The 15931-nt window shown below is 60.9% G+C and carries 13 protein-coding genes; 9 read left to right on the top strand and 4 right to left on the bottom strand.

All coding sequences use genetic code 11. The features are described from left to right. Positions 1-50 precede the first annotated feature (50 nt). The 4 genes from QD409_RS10700 to QD409_RS10685 all read right to left on the bottom strand — a co-directional run bounded on the left by QD409_RS10700 (position 51) and on the right by QD409_RS10685 (position 6171). Complete coding sequence (locus QD409_RS10700; protein WP_430762694.1) at positions 51-1226, bottom strand: ABC transporter substrate-binding protein; 1176 nt, start codon at positions 1224-1226, stop codon at positions 51-53. 58 nt (positions 1227-1284) lie between these two features. Continuing rightward, a complete protein-coding gene (locus tag QD409_RS10695) occupies positions 1285-2946 on the bottom strand; it encodes an amidohydrolase (RefSeq protein ID WP_430762693.1) in 1662 nt (553 codons plus the stop codon). A 234-nt stretch (positions 2947-3180) separates the two neighbouring features. Then, a complete protein-coding gene (locus tag QD409_RS10690) occupies positions 3181-4659 on the bottom strand; it encodes an aldehyde dehydrogenase (RefSeq protein WP_430762692.1) in 1479 nt (492 codons plus the stop codon). A 57-nt stretch (positions 4660-4716) separates the two neighbouring features. Beyond that, positions 4717-6171 (bottom strand): APC family permease, encoded by a 1455-nt coding sequence (locus tag QD409_RS10685; protein WP_430762691.1) that lies wholly within the window; start codon positions 6169-6171, stop codon positions 4717-4719. Positions 6172-6486: 315 nt separating this feature from the next. On the opposite strand from QD409_RS10685, the gene QD409_RS10680 reads away from it, so the two are divergent. From QD409_RS10680 to hpaD, 9 genes are read left to right on the top strand one after another with little or no spacing between them, the layout of a single operon-like run. Next, positions 6487-7257 (top strand): IclR family transcriptional regulator, encoded by a 771-nt coding sequence (locus QD409_RS10680; RefSeq protein WP_430762742.1) that lies wholly within the window; start codon positions 6487-6489, stop codon positions 7255-7257. 13 nt (positions 7258-7270) lie between these two features. Further along, the gene (locus tag QD409_RS10675; protein ID WP_430762690.1) at positions 7271-8524 is read left to right on the top strand and encodes a Tm-1-like ATP-binding domain-containing protein; all 1254 of its coding nucleotides are present in this window, start codon (positions 7271-7273) and stop codon (positions 8522-8524) included. Next, the gene (locus QD409_RS10670; protein WP_430762689.1) at positions 8521-9171 is read left to right on the top strand and encodes an HAD-IA family hydrolase; all 651 of its coding nucleotides are present in this window, start codon (positions 8521-8523) and stop codon (positions 9169-9171) included. Before QD409_RS10675 ends, QD409_RS10670 begins: the two co-directional genes overlap by 4 nt. A gap of 17 nt (positions 9172-9188) precedes the next feature. Continuing rightward, complete coding sequence (locus QD409_RS10665) at positions 9189-10544, top strand: aspartate aminotransferase family protein (RefSeq protein WP_430762688.1); 1356 nt, start codon at positions 9189-9191, stop codon at positions 10542-10544. A gap of 2 nt (positions 10545-10546) precedes the next feature. Then, positions 10547-11830, top strand: a complete 1284-nt coding sequence (locus tag QD409_RS10660; protein ID WP_092844543.1) for an aspartate aminotransferase family protein — start codon at positions 10547-10549, stop codon at positions 11828-11830. Positions 11831-11837: 7 nt separating this feature from the next. Beyond that, on the top strand, positions 11838-12857 hold the full coding sequence (locus tag QD409_RS10655) for a homoserine kinase (RefSeq protein WP_430762687.1): 1020 nt from the start codon (positions 11838-11840) through the stop codon (positions 12855-12857). A gap of 53 nt (positions 12858-12910) precedes the next feature. Next, positions 12911-13297: a 5-carboxymethyl-2-hydroxymuconate Delta-isomerase gene (locus tag QD409_RS10650; RefSeq protein ID WP_430762686.1), complete on the top strand. Its 387-nt coding sequence runs from the start codon at positions 12911-12913 to the stop codon at positions 13295-13297. A 44-nt stretch (positions 13298-13341) separates the two neighbouring features. Further along, the gene (hpaE, locus tag QD409_RS10645; RefSeq protein ID WP_092844546.1) at positions 13342-14859 is read left to right on the top strand and encodes a 5-carboxymethyl-2-hydroxymuconate semialdehyde dehydrogenase; all 1518 of its coding nucleotides are present in this window, start codon (positions 13342-13344) and stop codon (positions 14857-14859) included. Positions 14860-14889: 30 nt separating this feature from the next. Then, on the top strand, positions 14890-15870 hold the full coding sequence (gene hpaD, locus QD409_RS10640) for a 3,4-dihydroxyphenylacetate 2,3-dioxygenase (protein ID WP_092844547.1): 981 nt from the start codon (positions 14890-14892) through the stop codon (positions 15868-15870). Positions 15871-15931: the final 61 nt, after the last annotated feature.

The following is a 15931-nucleotide window of genomic DNA, read 5'->3' as shown; positions in this document are numbered from 1 at the left end:
TCGATACCCGGCCTTGCTCCTATGTGGATAAGGCCGGGCAAGTAGCCATCTTACTTGGCCTTCGCCAGCGTGTACCAATCCGGCGTCTTGACGGTCCATTTGCCGTCAACGAGCTGCATGATCTTCGTGGCCTTCATAGGCGAATGAGCCCTGGCTTCGCCGAAGACATAGGGGCTGCCGGCGAGCGAATACTGCATTTCCTTGCCTGCCTTCAGCGCCGAGGTGACAGTTTCGCGCGTCACTTCGCCGTCAATGCCCGAGATCGTGTCGATCATCACCTTGGCGGCGAGATAGCCCCCTTGCGAGAAGGCGGTCTTTGCGAGGCCAGCCTTGTCCATGGTCTTGGCCCAGTCGGCATTGGCAGCGGTGTTTTCGGTATAGGGCTCCCATTCCGTGCCGACGTAAACGGGCTGCTTGCTGCCGGCCAATGCCTTGGCAACGCCCTCGGTATAGCCAGGCGCGAGGAACAGCCAGTTGATGCCCGAGATCTTCTGCGCATCCGCAGTCTTCGCCCATTGCACCACGCCCGGCTCGACCTGATTGGTGAGCACAGCGTCGCAGCCGGCATCGCGCGCCTTGATGACGTAAGGCGTGAGATCACCCTGCGGCGGCAAGGTCATGTCGACGAGGCCGACCTTGTTGCCGCTCAGCTTCTGCCAGGCTGCAACCGCGTTGCCATAGGCTTCCTGCGTGCCACCGAGGATCAGGAAGAAGGCGCAAACCTTCTTCGCTCCGAGGTTCTTTGTCGCATAGTCAAGCATGACCGTGGTCAGCGTGAAGGGGCCGACATTGACGGGAGAAATGCTCGGCGCATTGAAGCAGAGTGGATCGACACCCACGCCCTGAACCGCGAGCACATCGTTGCGGTTGTAGGTACCGGCATTGACGGCGCAGTCGAGCAGGCTTGCACCACCTGTAAGAGCCACAACGCCCTTGTTGTCGATCAGGTCGCGTGCCGCCTGGGCCGCCACTTGCGGGTCGCCCTTGTCGTCGGCCAGCGAATAGTCGACCTTGCAACCGTTGATGCCGCCGGCATCGTTCAGTTGCTCGAAGACGGCCTTGGTGGCCTTCGGCGCATCGGAAAAGTCGACTACGCCGGTGACGGTCGAGACTGCGCCGATCTTGATCGGCCCGCTCTTGCAGGTCGGCCCTGCGGCAAAGGCGGACGAACCGGTAAATGCCAGACCGGCAACGGCCAGGCCAACGGCGATAAGTGTGGATGTCAATTTCATTCTCTTCCCTTCCCTCCTTGTAATTTGCGGCGTTTCCTCTTCGCCGCGCCAGCTAGCGCTGGTAGACCGGCTCGCCCGCGAAGTATGTGGTGAGCACCTTGGTGTCGGCGATTTGATCGGCCGGCACTTCGAAGACATTTTGATCAAGCACGATGATGTCTGCGAACTTGCCGGCGACAAGCGAGCCGGTTTCCCCGTCCAGCCGCATCGCCTTTGCCGAATTGAGCGTGTAGATTTCGATTGCCGAGGCGAGGTTGATCGCTTGCTCCGCCCATAGCGAAACACCCGGGAAGGCGCCGGACGGGTTCTGCCGCGTCACCATGCCTTCAATCCCGTTCCACGGATCCGGGATCGGAATGACGGGCCAATCGGAACCGCCCGCCAGCAATGCGCCGGTGGCCTTCATGCTCGCGATCGGCCAGAAACGCGTTGCCCGCTCCTCGCCCATCACTTCCTTATGACCTTCCAGGAAGGTCGTCGGATACCAGATCATCGGGCAGAGATCGGCGACGACGCCGAGTGCCGCGAAGCGGCTGATATCCTCGTCGCGCAGATAGCTCGCATGAGCGATGTGATGCTTGATGTCCGTCGGGCCGTTGAAATGCCGGACGGCTTCGACCGCATCGAGCATTTCGGTCACGGAATAGTCGCCCGCGCAGTGGATCTTCAACCCCATGCCCAGCTTTTCGGACTTGTCGATTTGGCGGACGAGATCGGGATAGCTCACCAACACTTCGCCGCGATAGCCATGCGGATGTGCGGCATCCGCGACATAGGCGTCATGGAAAGCCGCCGTGCGCGCGCCGGGAACGCCATCCAGAAAGATTTTCGTGAAATTCGGCTTCACATGCTCGGTGCGATACTCGTCGCGCAGCGCCAGCAAGGCGTCGCCCGAAAGGCCGAACATGAAGCTCGGCTCGATCAGCGGCAGCGAGGTAACGGCCCAGGCCGTCAACTTGCCCTTTACATCCAGATTCTTAAGTGCCTTGAGGATCGGCAGAACGGAGGCGGCATCCTGGAAGGCGGTCACGCCGTAGGAATTGACGACCTCGATGGCGCGGGCCACAGCAGCCTCGCCCATTTCCTCGGTGAAGGCCTCGGCTGCGGTCCGCTCGACGATACCTGAGGCGGATTCGACCAGCAAACCGGTCAGCCTGCCGGTGACGGGATCACGGCCGAAGGAGCCTTGCGGCGGATCGGGCTGGTTGTTGGAAATGCCGGCAAGCCGCATCGCCTCGCTGTTGACCCAGCGGTTGTGCATGGTCTCGTCGCGCAGAAGAACGGGATGCCCGAGGCTCGCCTCATCCAGCTTCTCGAGCGAAGCCTCGCTGTTGATCGCCGTAATCATATCGGCGCCCCATTGATTGCCGACGATCCATTGCCCTTGCGGAACGATCTCGACCTGGCTGCGGACGTGAGCGCAGATCGCCTCGATCGACGCGCCGGCAGGAATCTGGGTTTCGAACAGCTCGGCCTGACCGCCCATCATGATGTGATTGTGGACGTCGATGAAACCCGGCATCGCCATCTTGCCGGCGAGATCGACAACGCGTGTTTCCGGCCCCTTCAGCACTTCGATGTCAGCGCGATTGCCGACGGCCAGGATGTGGCCGTTCTTGATGGCGAGAGCCTCGGCCCAGGGCCGGCTCGGTTCCACAGTATAAATTCGTCCATTGATAAGAATGAGATCGGCAAAGCCGAGCGAAGCCGTCATGTTAAGTTCCCGCTTAGATTCATTATTTGAACCATTTATTCAAATATTGAGAGTGATGCAGGGCTTGGCGTTTGTCAACATAGTTCACACGTTAAATATATTGACGTGAGTACCGTCAGGGCAACCAACCTCAGAATTCCGCCCACGAGATATCGGTCGCTCGTAAAGCCTATGCTTCGGAGACGTTGACAACCGGCGCACTTTCGCGCTGGTCTTTCGCTTGGGATCACCGCGTCAGAGCTGGATCCATGCCGTTTTCAGATCGACATATTTATCGAGCGCGTGCAGCGACTTGTCATGGCCATTGCCCGACTGCTTGACGCCACCCAGCGGCACGCTGTTGTCGGCGCCGCCATAGGTGTTGACATGCACGACGCCAGCCTGGATCCCGCGAACCATCCGATGAGCACGCGACAAGTTCGACGTCCAGACGGCAGAAGCGAGGCCATATTCGGTGGCATTGGCAATCCGCAGGGCTTCCGACTCGGTCTCGAACGGAATGATCGACAGAATCGGCCCGAAGACCTCTTCGCGCGCCAAGGTCATCGACGGCGTGACGTCAAACACGGCTGGCCGCATATAGTAGCCGCCGGTTTCCTCAAGGATGCGCGAACCACCGGTGAGCAAGGAGGCGCCTTCGGATAGAGCTTGCCCGACATAGCCGAGATCTTTCTTCAGCTGTATCTCACTGGAGATCGCGCCTGCTTCTGTCGATAGATCCAGGGGATCGCCGACCTTCATCGCATCGGCGATACGTGCGACCTTTTCCGAAAATGCCTCGTGGATTGATTTCTCGACGAGCAGGCGGGAGCCGGCGACACAAACCTGGCCGGAATTGCGGAATATGCCGTAGGCCGACACCTTGGCAGCCTGATCCAGATCCGGCGCATCGGCAAAGACGATGTTCGGGGATTTGCCGCCGAGTTCGAGATAGACGCGCTTCAGATTCGAGCGCGCCGAATATTCCAGAAGCCGCCGCCCGATGGGACCGGAGCCGGTAAAGGCCAGGACATCGACATCCATGTGCAGGCCGAGAGCCTCGCCGCTGACGGCACCGCGGCCGGTGACGACATTGAAGACCCCTTCGGGCAGTCCCGCCTCGGCGCAAAGCTCGGCAAGCCGCAGCAGCGTCAGCGACGCGCCTTCAGCCGGCTTCAACACGACGGAATTGCCGGCCGCAAGAGCCGGCGCGATCTTCCAGGCGCCGATCATCATCGGAAAGTTCCACGGCACGATGGCAGCGACGACGCCGATTGGCTCGCGGTGGACAAGGCCAAGAACGTTGTTTGCGGTCGGCGCGATCTCGCCATAGACCTTGTCGATCGCCTCGGCATAGTAACGGAAGGTGCCTGCAGCGCTGCCCGGCTCCGCCTTCAAGGCCATGGAGATTTCCGTGCCGTTGTCGCGCACGCCGAGCACGGCGAGTTCCAGTGCATTCTTCTCGATCAGCTCGGCGATCTTCAGCAGAACCTTTTTTCGCTCGGCGGGAGCCGCTTTCGACCAGCTACCCTTTTCGAAGGCACCACGGGCAGCCTTAACGGCGAGATCGACATCCTCGGTGCCAGCGTCGGCGATGGTGGTTAGCCTTTTTCCGTCGATCGGCGAGATGACGTCTATGACACTGCCGCTAACCGACGGCTGCCAAGCGCCACCGATGAACAGCGATTGCGGGGAAACGGACACCGTCCGAAGCTGATCGATCTTATCCTGCATCTCATTTTCTCACAAAAAGGGTGGCGGGTTTTGCCCGCCACCGCGATTGGAATTGCTCTAGGCTTCCTGTCCGGCGCCGAGGCGCGCAAAGCCATCGGCATCCGCCGATCTCAAACGGGCCGCCGCGGCAAAGCCGATGACCCCCGCGATCAGAACGAGGCACGGCAGCAGAACGGCAAGCACGCCATTCGCTCCGGCGATCGCGCCGAAATTCGCCGAGATATAATAGACAAGCGCCAGAAGAATTAGCCCCGTCAGGATCGGCAGTACCTTCACCGCCAGCATGTTGCTTTCAAGCCCAGGATTACGGCTGAAGAAGATGACGATTGCGAAGGCGGTAAAGGCCATGAGCAGAATGATCGCCAGCGTTGCTACATTGGTCAGCCAAGAGAAGAGCCCCAGCACGGGATCTTGACCGGTCGCAGCAAAGAGCGCCACGACGAGCACGGCAATAACGGTTTGAATGATCGAGCCGACATGCGGGCTCTGGAAAACCGGGTGCGTGACGCCGACCGATTTCGGCAGCAGGCCTTCGCGACCGGCGACATACATGTAGCGCGCGACGCCATTGTGGAAGGCGAGGATGCCGGCAAATAGGCTGGTGATGAAGAGAACACTCATCACGATGGTGATCCAGTGGCCGACATAGCGCTCGGCAAGTCCGAAGAGGAACGTAGTCGGATCGGCAAGACCCTGCAAGGTGGGGACGAGCTTCTCGACGCCAGCCCCGGCCACCATCAGCCAGGAGGTCAGCATATAGAAGAGCCCGATGATCAGCACCGAGATATAGGTCGCGCGCGGTACGGTCTTGTGCGGCTCGCGTGCTTCTTCGCTGTAGATGGTCGTCGCTTCGAAACCGATGAAGGCGGCAAAGCAGAACAGGAGGCCGATTGCCGGCGTTCCGCTCCAGAAGGCGGTTGGCGTGAAGGGTGCGGCAGAAAGGCCGGCATCGCCGCCCTTGACGAAGATCGCGCCATCGATGACGAGGACGACGAGATATTCGAGAATGACGAGCACCGTCAGTACCTTCGCAGAAAGGTCGACACGGCGATAGCCGAAGACGGCAACGAAGGCGATGCCGATATAGCTCCAGACCCACCAGGGAAGGTCCAGGCCAAGCTGTTCGGCAAAGAAGCCCTTGGTCGCCGCGCCGAAAAGCCCGAGAACGCCGATCTGCATGGCGTTATAGGCGAGAATGGCGATCAGAGCGGCGGCGCCGCCCATGAGACCGCCGAGGCCCCGGGCCGTATAGGCATAGAAAGCACCGGCGTTGCGGATATGGCGGGCCATGGCCACATAGCCGACCGCAAAAAGCAGCAAAATGCCCGTCACCAATAGAAAGGTCAGCGGAATGCCAGGCCCGTTGCCGAGCATCATCGATAGCGGCACGCCACCGGCAACCGCCGTTAGCGGTGCTGCGGCCGAGACGACCAGGAAGGTCACGGCGCCGACGCCGAGACTGTTTTTGCGCAGCTGATTCTCAGCCGCACCTTGCGAATTTTGCGTGTTCATCTGCGTTCGTTCCCCTTGTTGAGAGCATCCGATCGTCGCTGCGATTTCCCGCAAACGACCTCCATCAGAACCGGACTGACGAGCGGGGGCTTGAGCTTTTGTTGATTTTGCCGCCATCAGCGCTTATGGTTCATTATTTGAACCTCAGCTTCAAATATAGACTTGCAAACATTCCCGGCCTCTGTCAAGTTATTTCGCATGTTAAGTATCTTGGGTCGCCGCTACCGTGCTGCGGCGCAAGGTCAACGAGCTGATTTGACGCAAGCTCCGGCTGGACGCACAAAACAGACGCTGACCAACCCAAGAGGAGGAACGATGAGCACGATCGGAAAGGCGCTTTCATTGCTGGATACCCTGTCACGGCTGGATAAGGAGGCGGGTCTGACAGACATCGCCAACCTGTGCGCGCTCGACAAGGCAACAGCACGACGTTTTCTGGTCGAGCTGGAGAAACACGGTTTCGTCGAGCAGGATCCAGATACGCGCCGATATCGGATCGGATCGGCGCCGGTTCGCCTCGCCCGCATCCGGGAAGCGCGTTTCCCGTTTCTGCGCATTGCCATTCCCTTCATCAAAACGCTCGCCGAATCATCGACCGAGACCGTGCATCTCTCTGAATTCTCAGGTGGGCAGCTCTCGACCATTCACGTGGAAGATTCGCCACGCGCGCACCGCATCATCGTCGATGTCGGCAGCCTCCTGCCCTTCCATGCCACGGCGTCCGGCGTCGCTTTCCTGGCCTTCTGCCCGCAGACAAGAATCGATGAAGCTCTAAAGAAGCCGCTCGAGAAATTTACCGACCACACCGTCACCGATCCGCAGCTAGTGCGCGCCATGCTTAAAGAGACGGCAGCACGCGGCTTTTCCATCAGTCATCAGGGCCTTGAGGCTGGCGTTATCAGCACGGCCGCGCCGGTGCGCACGCCGAGCGGCCATCCGATCGGCTGTGTGGCGATTGCCGCTCCGCTCTCGCGCACCACGAATGCTGCCATCCACGAATTCGGCGCACAGGCCGTCGCCGCGGCCAATGCGATCTCAGAAAAATATTACGGGTCGGAAAGACCCATGGGAACCATTGCAAAATGAGGAGGACAGATTGATGAGCCCAACGGCTCCCTCGCCAAGAATTCTCGTCATCGGAACCGGTGACACCAAATCCGACGAACTGCAATTCATGGCATCCGTCATCGAGGACGCTGGCGGCAAGCCGGTCATGGTCGATGTCAGCATTCTCGGCGATCCGCCCTATGTCCCAGATTACTCCAGACATGATATCGCAAAAGCCGCCGGGACCACGATTGAGGCGATCGCCGAAAGCGGCGATGAAAACAGCGCCATGGCCGGCATGGCAAAGGGTGCCGCCGCACTGACGAAACGTCTCTACGATGACGGGCTGGTCGATGGGGTCATCGTCCTTGGCGGCTCCATGGGAACCGATTTGGCGCTCGACGTCGCTGCCATCCTGCCGCTCGGTGTGCCGAAATTCGTGGTTTCGACCATCGCCTATTCCCACCTCATTCCGCCCGAACGCATAGCGCCCGACCTGATGATGATTCTCTGGGCCGGCGGTCTTTACGGCCTCAACAGCATCTGCAGCTCGGTCCTGTCGCAGGCCTGCGGCGCCGTCGTTGGGGCGGCGAAGCATGGAACCAAGTCCGATCGCAAGCGTCCGCTCATCGGCATGACCTCGCTCGGTTCGTCCTGCCTGAAATATATGAAGCATCTGCGGCCCGAGCTGGAAAAGCGCGGCTATGACGTTGCCGTGTTCCATTCCACCGGCATGGGCGGGCGGGCCTACGAAGCGATCGCTTCGCAAGGGGGCTTTGCCGCCGTCTTCGACTTCTGCATTCAGGAAGTCAGCAATCATCACTACGACACCGTGGTTACCTCGGGACCGGACCGGCTCGAAAATGCCGGACGCGCCGGCATTCCGCAGATCGTCGCACCCGGCGCCGTCGACATGGTCGATCTTCAGGCATGGCGACCCTTGCCGGAGATCTTCGCCGAGCGCCCCTATCACGCGCATAACCGGTTGATCGGATCGGTGACGACATCGCCCGAAGGGCGGCGGGAAGTCGCCCGGCTGATCGGACGCAAGCTCGCAAGCGCCGATGCGAAGGTCGCCTTCCTGCTGCCGACCGAAGGGATTCAGGAATGGGACAAGCCGAACGAACCGCTGCACGATCCGGAGGGGCTTGCCGCCTTCGTGGAGGAAATGCGCCGTGCCGTGCCACCTTCCGTCGCCCTGGAAGAGGTCGATGCCCACATTAATTCTCCAGCTTTTTCAGCGGCCGCTCTCGCCGTCTTCGACCAATGGGTAGCTGAAGGCGTCATTCCGGAAGGAAGACCATGACATCGGAACGCGCTCTTATCCTCGATTTCGGCGGCGTCGTCACTCGTACGCTGTTCGAGACGCACGATATTACCGAACGTACGCTCGGCCTTCCAAAGGGGTCGCTGACATGGCTCGGACCGTTTGACACAGCCACGGATCCGCTCTGGGTGTCGATGCAGAACCGCGAGATCACCGAACGCGACTATTGGCTGACGCGGGCCGGAGAAGTCGGCAAAATGGTCGGCGAGACCTGGACCGACATGCAGACATTCGTGCGCCGTGCACGCGGTGCCGAGCCCGAGCTGGTGCTGCGCCCGGAAGCGCGCGATGCCATCCTAAGGGCCAAGGAAGCCGGGCTCAAGCTGGCGATCCTGTCGAACGAGCTGGATCTTTTCTACGGTGTCGAGTTTCGCGAGCGTTTCCCGCTGATCGACCTTTTCGATGTCATCGTCGACGCCACCTACACGAAGGTCCTCAAGCCCGATCCCCGCTCCTACGAGCTTGTGCTTGCTGAGCTCGATCTGCCACGCGAGGCCTGCGTCTTCGTCGACGACCAGAAGAAAAACATCGAGGGCGCCGAAGCCGTGAAACTGCCTCACGTGCATTTCGACGTTACCCGCCCCGCCGAAAGCTATGCCCAAGCACTTGCGATGCTGGGACTCTGAACCAAGAGGAATTTGACATGCGCGAAACCAATTTCATCATTGAAAACAACGCCCGCCACCTGTGGCACCCAATGGCTCACCCGGCCGAAATGCAGGCGCATCCGCCGCGCATCGTCAATGCCGGAGAAGGCGTCGAGATCGTCGACATTCAGGGCAAGAAGGTGCTCGATGCGGTCGGCGGTCTCTGGAACGTCAATCTCGGCTACTCCTGCGAGCCGGTGAAGAAGGCTATCCGCGACCAGCTCGACGAACTGCCCTATTACTCAACCTTCCGCGGCACGACGAACTCGCCGCTGATCGAGCTCTCCTACGAACTCGCCGAATGGTTCAAGCCGGACGGTCTGAGCCGTTCCTTCTTCACCTCGGGTGGTTCGGATTCGGTCGAGACCTGCCTGCGGCTGGCGCGCCAGTACCATAAGGTCAACGGCCAGCCCGAGCGCACCAAGTTCGTCGCGCTGAAGAAGGGTTATCACGGCACGCATTTCGGCGGGGCCTCCGTCAACGGCAATCAGAATTTCCGCCGCAACTACGAGCCGCTGCTTCAGGGCGTCATCCACCTGCCCGCGCCCTTCCCCTATCGCAACCCATTCAATATCACCGATGGCGCAGAGATCGCAGCGGCGATCGGCAGGCTGTTCGAGGATGAAATCGCCTTCCAGGGTGCCGACACCATCGCGGCCCTGATCGTCGAGCCGGTGCTCGGCGCAGGCGGCGTCATCGTCCCGCACGAAACCTTCCTGCCGCTGATGCGCGAAATCTGCGACCGCCATGGCATCCTGCTGATCGCCGACGAGGTCATCACGGCTTTCGGCCGCACCGGCGCCTGGACCGGATCGCGTCTCTGGGGCGTCAAGCCGGACATGATGTCGACGGCAAAGGCGATCACCAACGGCTATTTCCCCTTCGGTGCCGTCATGATCTCCGACAAGGTCGCCGAGGTCTTCGAAAGCAACAAGAACTCGGTCGGCAATATCGGCCATGGCTACACCTATTCCGGCCACCCGGTCGGCGCCGCCGCAGCGCTGGCTACCTTGAAGGAAACCAAGCGGCTCGACGTGGCTTTCAATGCCGCTGCCCGCGGCGAAGAGCTCCTGGCCGGCCTGAAGGCGTTGCAGAACAAGCATGAACTGATCGGCGATGTGCGCGGCAAGGGCCTGATGTGCGCTCTCGAGCTCGTCAGCGACCGTGCGAAGAAGAGTGCGGCCGCCAAGGACGTCGTCCAGAAGGTCCATGATGCCACTTACGATGCCGGCGTGATGGTCCGCACCTCCGGCGCCAATGTCATCATGTCGCCGCCGCTGATCGTGACGGCCGCGGATGTCCAGACCATCCTGACCGCGCTCGATGCCGGCCTCTCTGCAGCGGGAGCCTGATCATGTCCGACAACGCAGTCCTCATCGCGCGGCGCGAGCGGCTTCTCGGCCGGAACATGTCGCTCTTCTATGAGGATCCGGTCCATCTGGTGCGCGGCGAAGGCGTCTGGCTCTGGGACGCCGACGGGAGAAAGTATCTCGATTGCTACAACAATGTGCCACATGTCGGCCATTGCCACCCGCGCGTGGTCGAGGCCATCACGCGCCAGGCGTCGACGCTGAACACGCACACGCGCTATCTGCACGAGGGCATTCTCAACTATGTCGAGCGGCTGACGGCGACTTTCGACAAGAGCCTTAATGCCGCGATCCTGACCTGCACGGGCAGCGAAGCCAACGACGTAGCGCTGCGCATGGCGCAGGCAATGACCGGCAAGACCGGCGTCATCGCTACCAACCACACCTACCACGGCAATACGACCGCCGTGTCGCAATTGTCGACGCGCATGCCGCCGGTCGGAGGTTTCGGTGGCCATGTCCGGCATGTACCCGCACCGGACAGCTATCGTCCGCTCGGTGGCGAAGGCGGCGACGCCTTTGCTACAGCTTTCGCAGCAGAGGTCGAGAAGGCGATCGCCTCACTTCAGGACAGCCCGCACGGCTTTTCCGCCATCATCATCGATCCGTTCTTCGCCAACGAAGGTTTCCCGGATCTGCCGCCGGGCTTCCTGGACAAAACGGTCGCCGCCGTACGGCGGGCGGGCGGTCTGGTTATTACCGACGAGGTGCAACCCGGTTTCGGTCGCACTGGCACACATATTTGGGGGCATCAACACGCCGGCATCGTTCCCGACATCGTCACCCTCGGCAAGCCGATGGCCAACGGCCATCCGGTCGGCGGCGTCGTTGCCAATGCCGATACGGTGAATGCCTTCCGCAAGGCGTTCCGCTACTTCAACACCTTCGGCGGCAATCCAGTCTCCTGCGCGGCAGCGATGGCGGTTCTGGACGTTATCGAAGATGAGAACCTCATCGAAAACGCCCGCAAGGTCGGCGAATACACGCGCGTTGCCTTCCAGAAGCTCGCGCAAAAGCATTCGATCATCGGCGACGTGCGCGGAAGCGGCCTCTTCATGGGGACGGAATTCGTACTCGACCGCGCGACCAAGGAACCCGCGCCGACACAGGCAACCCGGATCGTCAATGAAATGCGCGAGCGCGGGGTGCTGATGGGCAAAATCGGCATTCATCAATGCGCGACCAAAATCCGGCCGCCCATGCCCTTCACCACAGAGAATGCCGATTTCATGCTGTCGATTTTCGACGACGTGCTGTCGGGCTTGTGAGGCTGATATGGCTGACGAATTGCCGCAGGCCATACGGGATGCCCTGCAGAAGCGAGCGCTAGAGGCGCTCAACCATTGGGCGGTTCAGGCTCACGAACCGGTACTGATGAAATATCGGGAGAATGCCGTCTTTCGCATCACTCTCGACGACGGACAGTATGCCGCCCTGCGGCTGCATCGTCCGGGCTATCACGACGAGACGAGCCTGCGCTCGGAACTGCATCTGATGGCCGCACTCCGGCTCGGCGACCTCAACGTGCCGAGCCCTATTCCCACAAGCGACAGGCAAAGCCTTGTTCGGCTCCCGGCCAACCGGCAATTTTCCGAGCAGCACGCCGATATCGTTAGCTGGATCGACGGGGCGCCGCTCGGCCAGAGCGGCACACCGCTATCGCAATCGGCCGAGAAGCAGGTGGAAATCTTCTTCCGCGTCGGTAGCTCGATGGCGGCCATGCATAATCTCGCCGATGCCTGGGCGCCGCCGGAGCGGTTTCGCCGCCCGGCATGGGATGTAGAGGGCCTCGTTGGCGAAAAGCCGCTGTGGGGGCGATTCTGGGATTGCCCGGGCCTCTCGCACGGCGACGCCGCGGCGCTGACGGCATTGCGGGGCCAGCTGCGCCAGGCGCTTGAAAAGGTGCGGGAGCGCGGCCTCGACTATGGGTTGATCCATGCTGATCTCGTGCGCGAGAACATCTTCCTCACGGACAACGAAAGCGATGTCGCCTTCATCGATTTCGACGATGCCGGATATGGCTTCCGTCTTTTCGATCTTGCAACGACCTTGTTGAAGAACCGCAACGAACCTGCCTATCCGGAAATCGAAAAGGCGCTGATTTCAGGCTATCGAAGCCAGCGTGAGCTTACCGACGCCACGCTGGAATTCCTGCCGCTCTTCATGGTTCTGCGCAGCCTCTCCTACATCGGATGGCTGGCCGAGCGGCCCGAAATTCCGAACGCCGCCCCGCGCCTGGCTCGCTACGTCAACGAAAGTCTGGAGATGGCAAGAAAGCTGAGCAGCATCGCTTGACTTCTCTCGGAAATTTATTAACGTGTTAAGTAACTAAGGGATCGGGAGGACGCATGCCACATCTCGCCATCGAGTATTCGGCCAATCTGGAAGGCCGCGCTGATATCGGCGCGCTTTGCGAACGACTGCTGAAGACCGTGCTGGAAACCGGCCTTTTCGAGACCGGCGCCGTGCGTGTTCGGGCCTTCCGCGCCGATCACTACGCAATCGCAGACAAGCTGCCAGAGAACGCCTTCGTCGATCTGAATTTCCGCATCGGCAAGGGTCGCACGGCTGACGAAAAGAAGCGCACCGGCGAAGCGATCTTTGCGGCAGCAACCGAGGTTCTAAGCCCCCTCTTCGAGACGCCGCATTTCGCGCTCTCGCTGGAAATTCGCGAGATCGATGCGGAACTCAGCTGGAAGAAGAACGCCATCCATCCGCGGCTTCGCGGCAAGTGACCACGCCCGCCCGACGGGACGACATAACATCAAGGAAATAGACGATGTCCAAATTGCAGGAAAACATCGCAAAGGCCGAAAGCTTTCTGGCCCGGTTCAAGGAACGCGGTGTTCTCAACCGCATCAACGGCGAGGATGTCCCTGCCGACGACGGTTCGACCTTCGAGACCATTTCGCCGGTCGATCTGAAGCCGCTGGCCACTGTTGCCCGTGGCAAGGCGACCGATATCGATCGCGCCGCCAAGGCTGCAAAGGCCGCTTTCGCCGAATGGGCTGCCATGCCCGGCGACGCACGCAAGAAGCTTCTGCACAGGATAGCCGACGCGATCGTCGCACGCGCCGAAGAGATCGCCTTCGTCGAATGCATGGACACCGGACAGTCGCTGAAATTCATGGCCAAGGCCGCATTGCGCGGCGCCGAGAACTTTCGCTTCTTCGCCGACCGGGCCCCCGAAGCCCGCGACGGCAAGACGCTGCGCGCCGAAGGCCAGGTGAACGTGACGACACGCGTTCCGATCGGCCCGGTCGGGATCATCACGCCCTGGAACACGCCTTTCATGCTGTCGACCTGGAAGATCGCGCCGGCACTTGCCGCCGGATGCACCATCGTCCACAAGCCGGCCGAATTCTCGCCGCTGACGGCGCGGCTGCTGGTGGAAATCGCCGAGGAAGCCGGCCTGCCGAAGGGCGTATGGAATCTCGTCAACGGCTTCGGTGAGGATGCCGGCCGTGCACTGACGGAACATCCTTTGATCAAGGCCATCGGCTTCGTTGGCGAAAGCCGCACCGGTTCGATGATCATGAAGCAAGGCGCCGACACGCTGAAGCGCGTGCATTTCGAACTTGGCGGCAAGAACCCGGTCGTCGTCTTTGCCGATGCCGATCTTGAGCGCGCGGCCGATGCTGCCGTCTTCATGATCTACTCGCTGAATGGCGAACGCTGCACCTCCTCCTCGCGCCTGCTGGTCGAGGAAAGCGTCTACGACAAGTTCACCGCGATCGTCGCCGAGAAGGCCAAGCGCATCAAGGTTGGCCATCCGCTGGATCCGGAAACGGTCGTCGGCCCGCTCGTCCATCCCGTGCACGAGAAGAAGGTGCTGGAATATATCCAGATCGGCAGGTCCGAGGGTGCAACGCTTGCCGCCGGCGGCGAGAAGGTCAATGGCCCGGGCGGCGGTTGCTATGTCTCCCCGACCCTCTTTACCGGCGCCAACAACAAGATGCGCATCGCCCAGGAAGAAATCTTCGGGCCGGTACTAACAGCCATTCCCTTCAAGGACGAAGCCGATGCGCTCGCCCTCGCCAACGATGTCCAGTACGGCCTGACCGGCTATCTCTGGACCTCCGACGTCACCCGCGCATTCCGTTTCACCGATCATCTCGAAGCCGGGATGATCTGGGTGAATTCGGAAAACCTGCGCCATCTGCCGACCCCTTTCGGTGGGGTCAAGAATTCCGGCATCGGCCGCGACGGCGGCGACTGGTCCTTCGATTTCTACATGGAAACCAAGAACGTCGCCTTCGCCACCAAGCCGCACGCAATCCAGAAACTCGGCGGCTAAGCCGACCGCACGCATAAAGAGGAGGAACAAATGCCCCTGCCGAAACCCAATCTCTATCCGCCCTTCAACATCGTGCGCCTCAGCCATGTCGAATTCGGCGTCACCGATCTTGCCAAGTCCCGCGCCTTCTATGTCGACACGCTCGGCCTGCAGGTGACGGACGAGACGGCCGACACGATCTATCTGCGGGCGCTGGAAGAGCGCGGCCATCACTGCATCGTGCTGAAGAAATCCGACAAGGCCGAGGCCCGCGATCTCGGCTTCAAGGTTTTCGACGATGAGGATCTCGACAAGGCGGCGCATTTCTTCAAGGGCAAGGACCTGCCGGTGGAATGGGTCGAGCGCCCCTATCAGGCACGGACCTTCCGCACCCGCGACCCGCATGGCATACCCCTTGAATTCTATTCGAAGATGGATCGCCTGCCGCCGATCCATCAGAAATACGCGCTTTACAAGGGCGTCAAGCCGCTGCGCATCGACCACTTCAACTGCTTCTCGACCAATGTCGACGAAAGCGTTGCTTTCTATAACGAACTCGGCTTCCGCGTGACCGAATATACGGCGGACGAAGAAACCGGGCGCCTCTGGGCAGCGTGGACGCACCGCAAGGGCGGCGTCCACGACATCGCCTTCACCAACGGTCGCGGCCCGCGCCTGCACCACACCGCCTTCTGGGTGCCGACGCCGCTCAACATCATCGACCTGCTCGACCTGATGGCGACCACCGGCTGGGTTTCGAATATCGAGCGTGGCCCGGGCCGCCACGGCATCTCCAACGCCTTCTTCCTCTATATCCTCGATCCGGATGGCCATCGCATCGAGATTTACTGCTCGGACTACCAGACCGTCGATCCAGATCTGGAGCCGATAAAATGGGACCTCAAGGATCCGCAGCGTCAGACTCTTTGGGGCGCGCCCGCTCCCAAATCCTGGTTCGAACATGGTAGCCTGTTCGCTGGCGCAGTAGTCGCGGAACCGGAACTGAAGGCACAGCCGATTATCGCGCCTTAAGCGTTACCCTTGAGAGTGGGCGAAAGTGCGCGCTCTTTTCAACGTTATCCAGGCGAGGAGA

Source organism: Rhizobium sp. BR 315 (assembly GCF_050577975.1).
GTDB classification, from domain to species: Bacteria; Pseudomonadota; Alphaproteobacteria; order Rhizobiales; family Rhizobiaceae; genus Rhizobium; species Rhizobium miluonense.
This window is presented reverse-complemented; position numbering and strand designations above follow the sequence as displayed.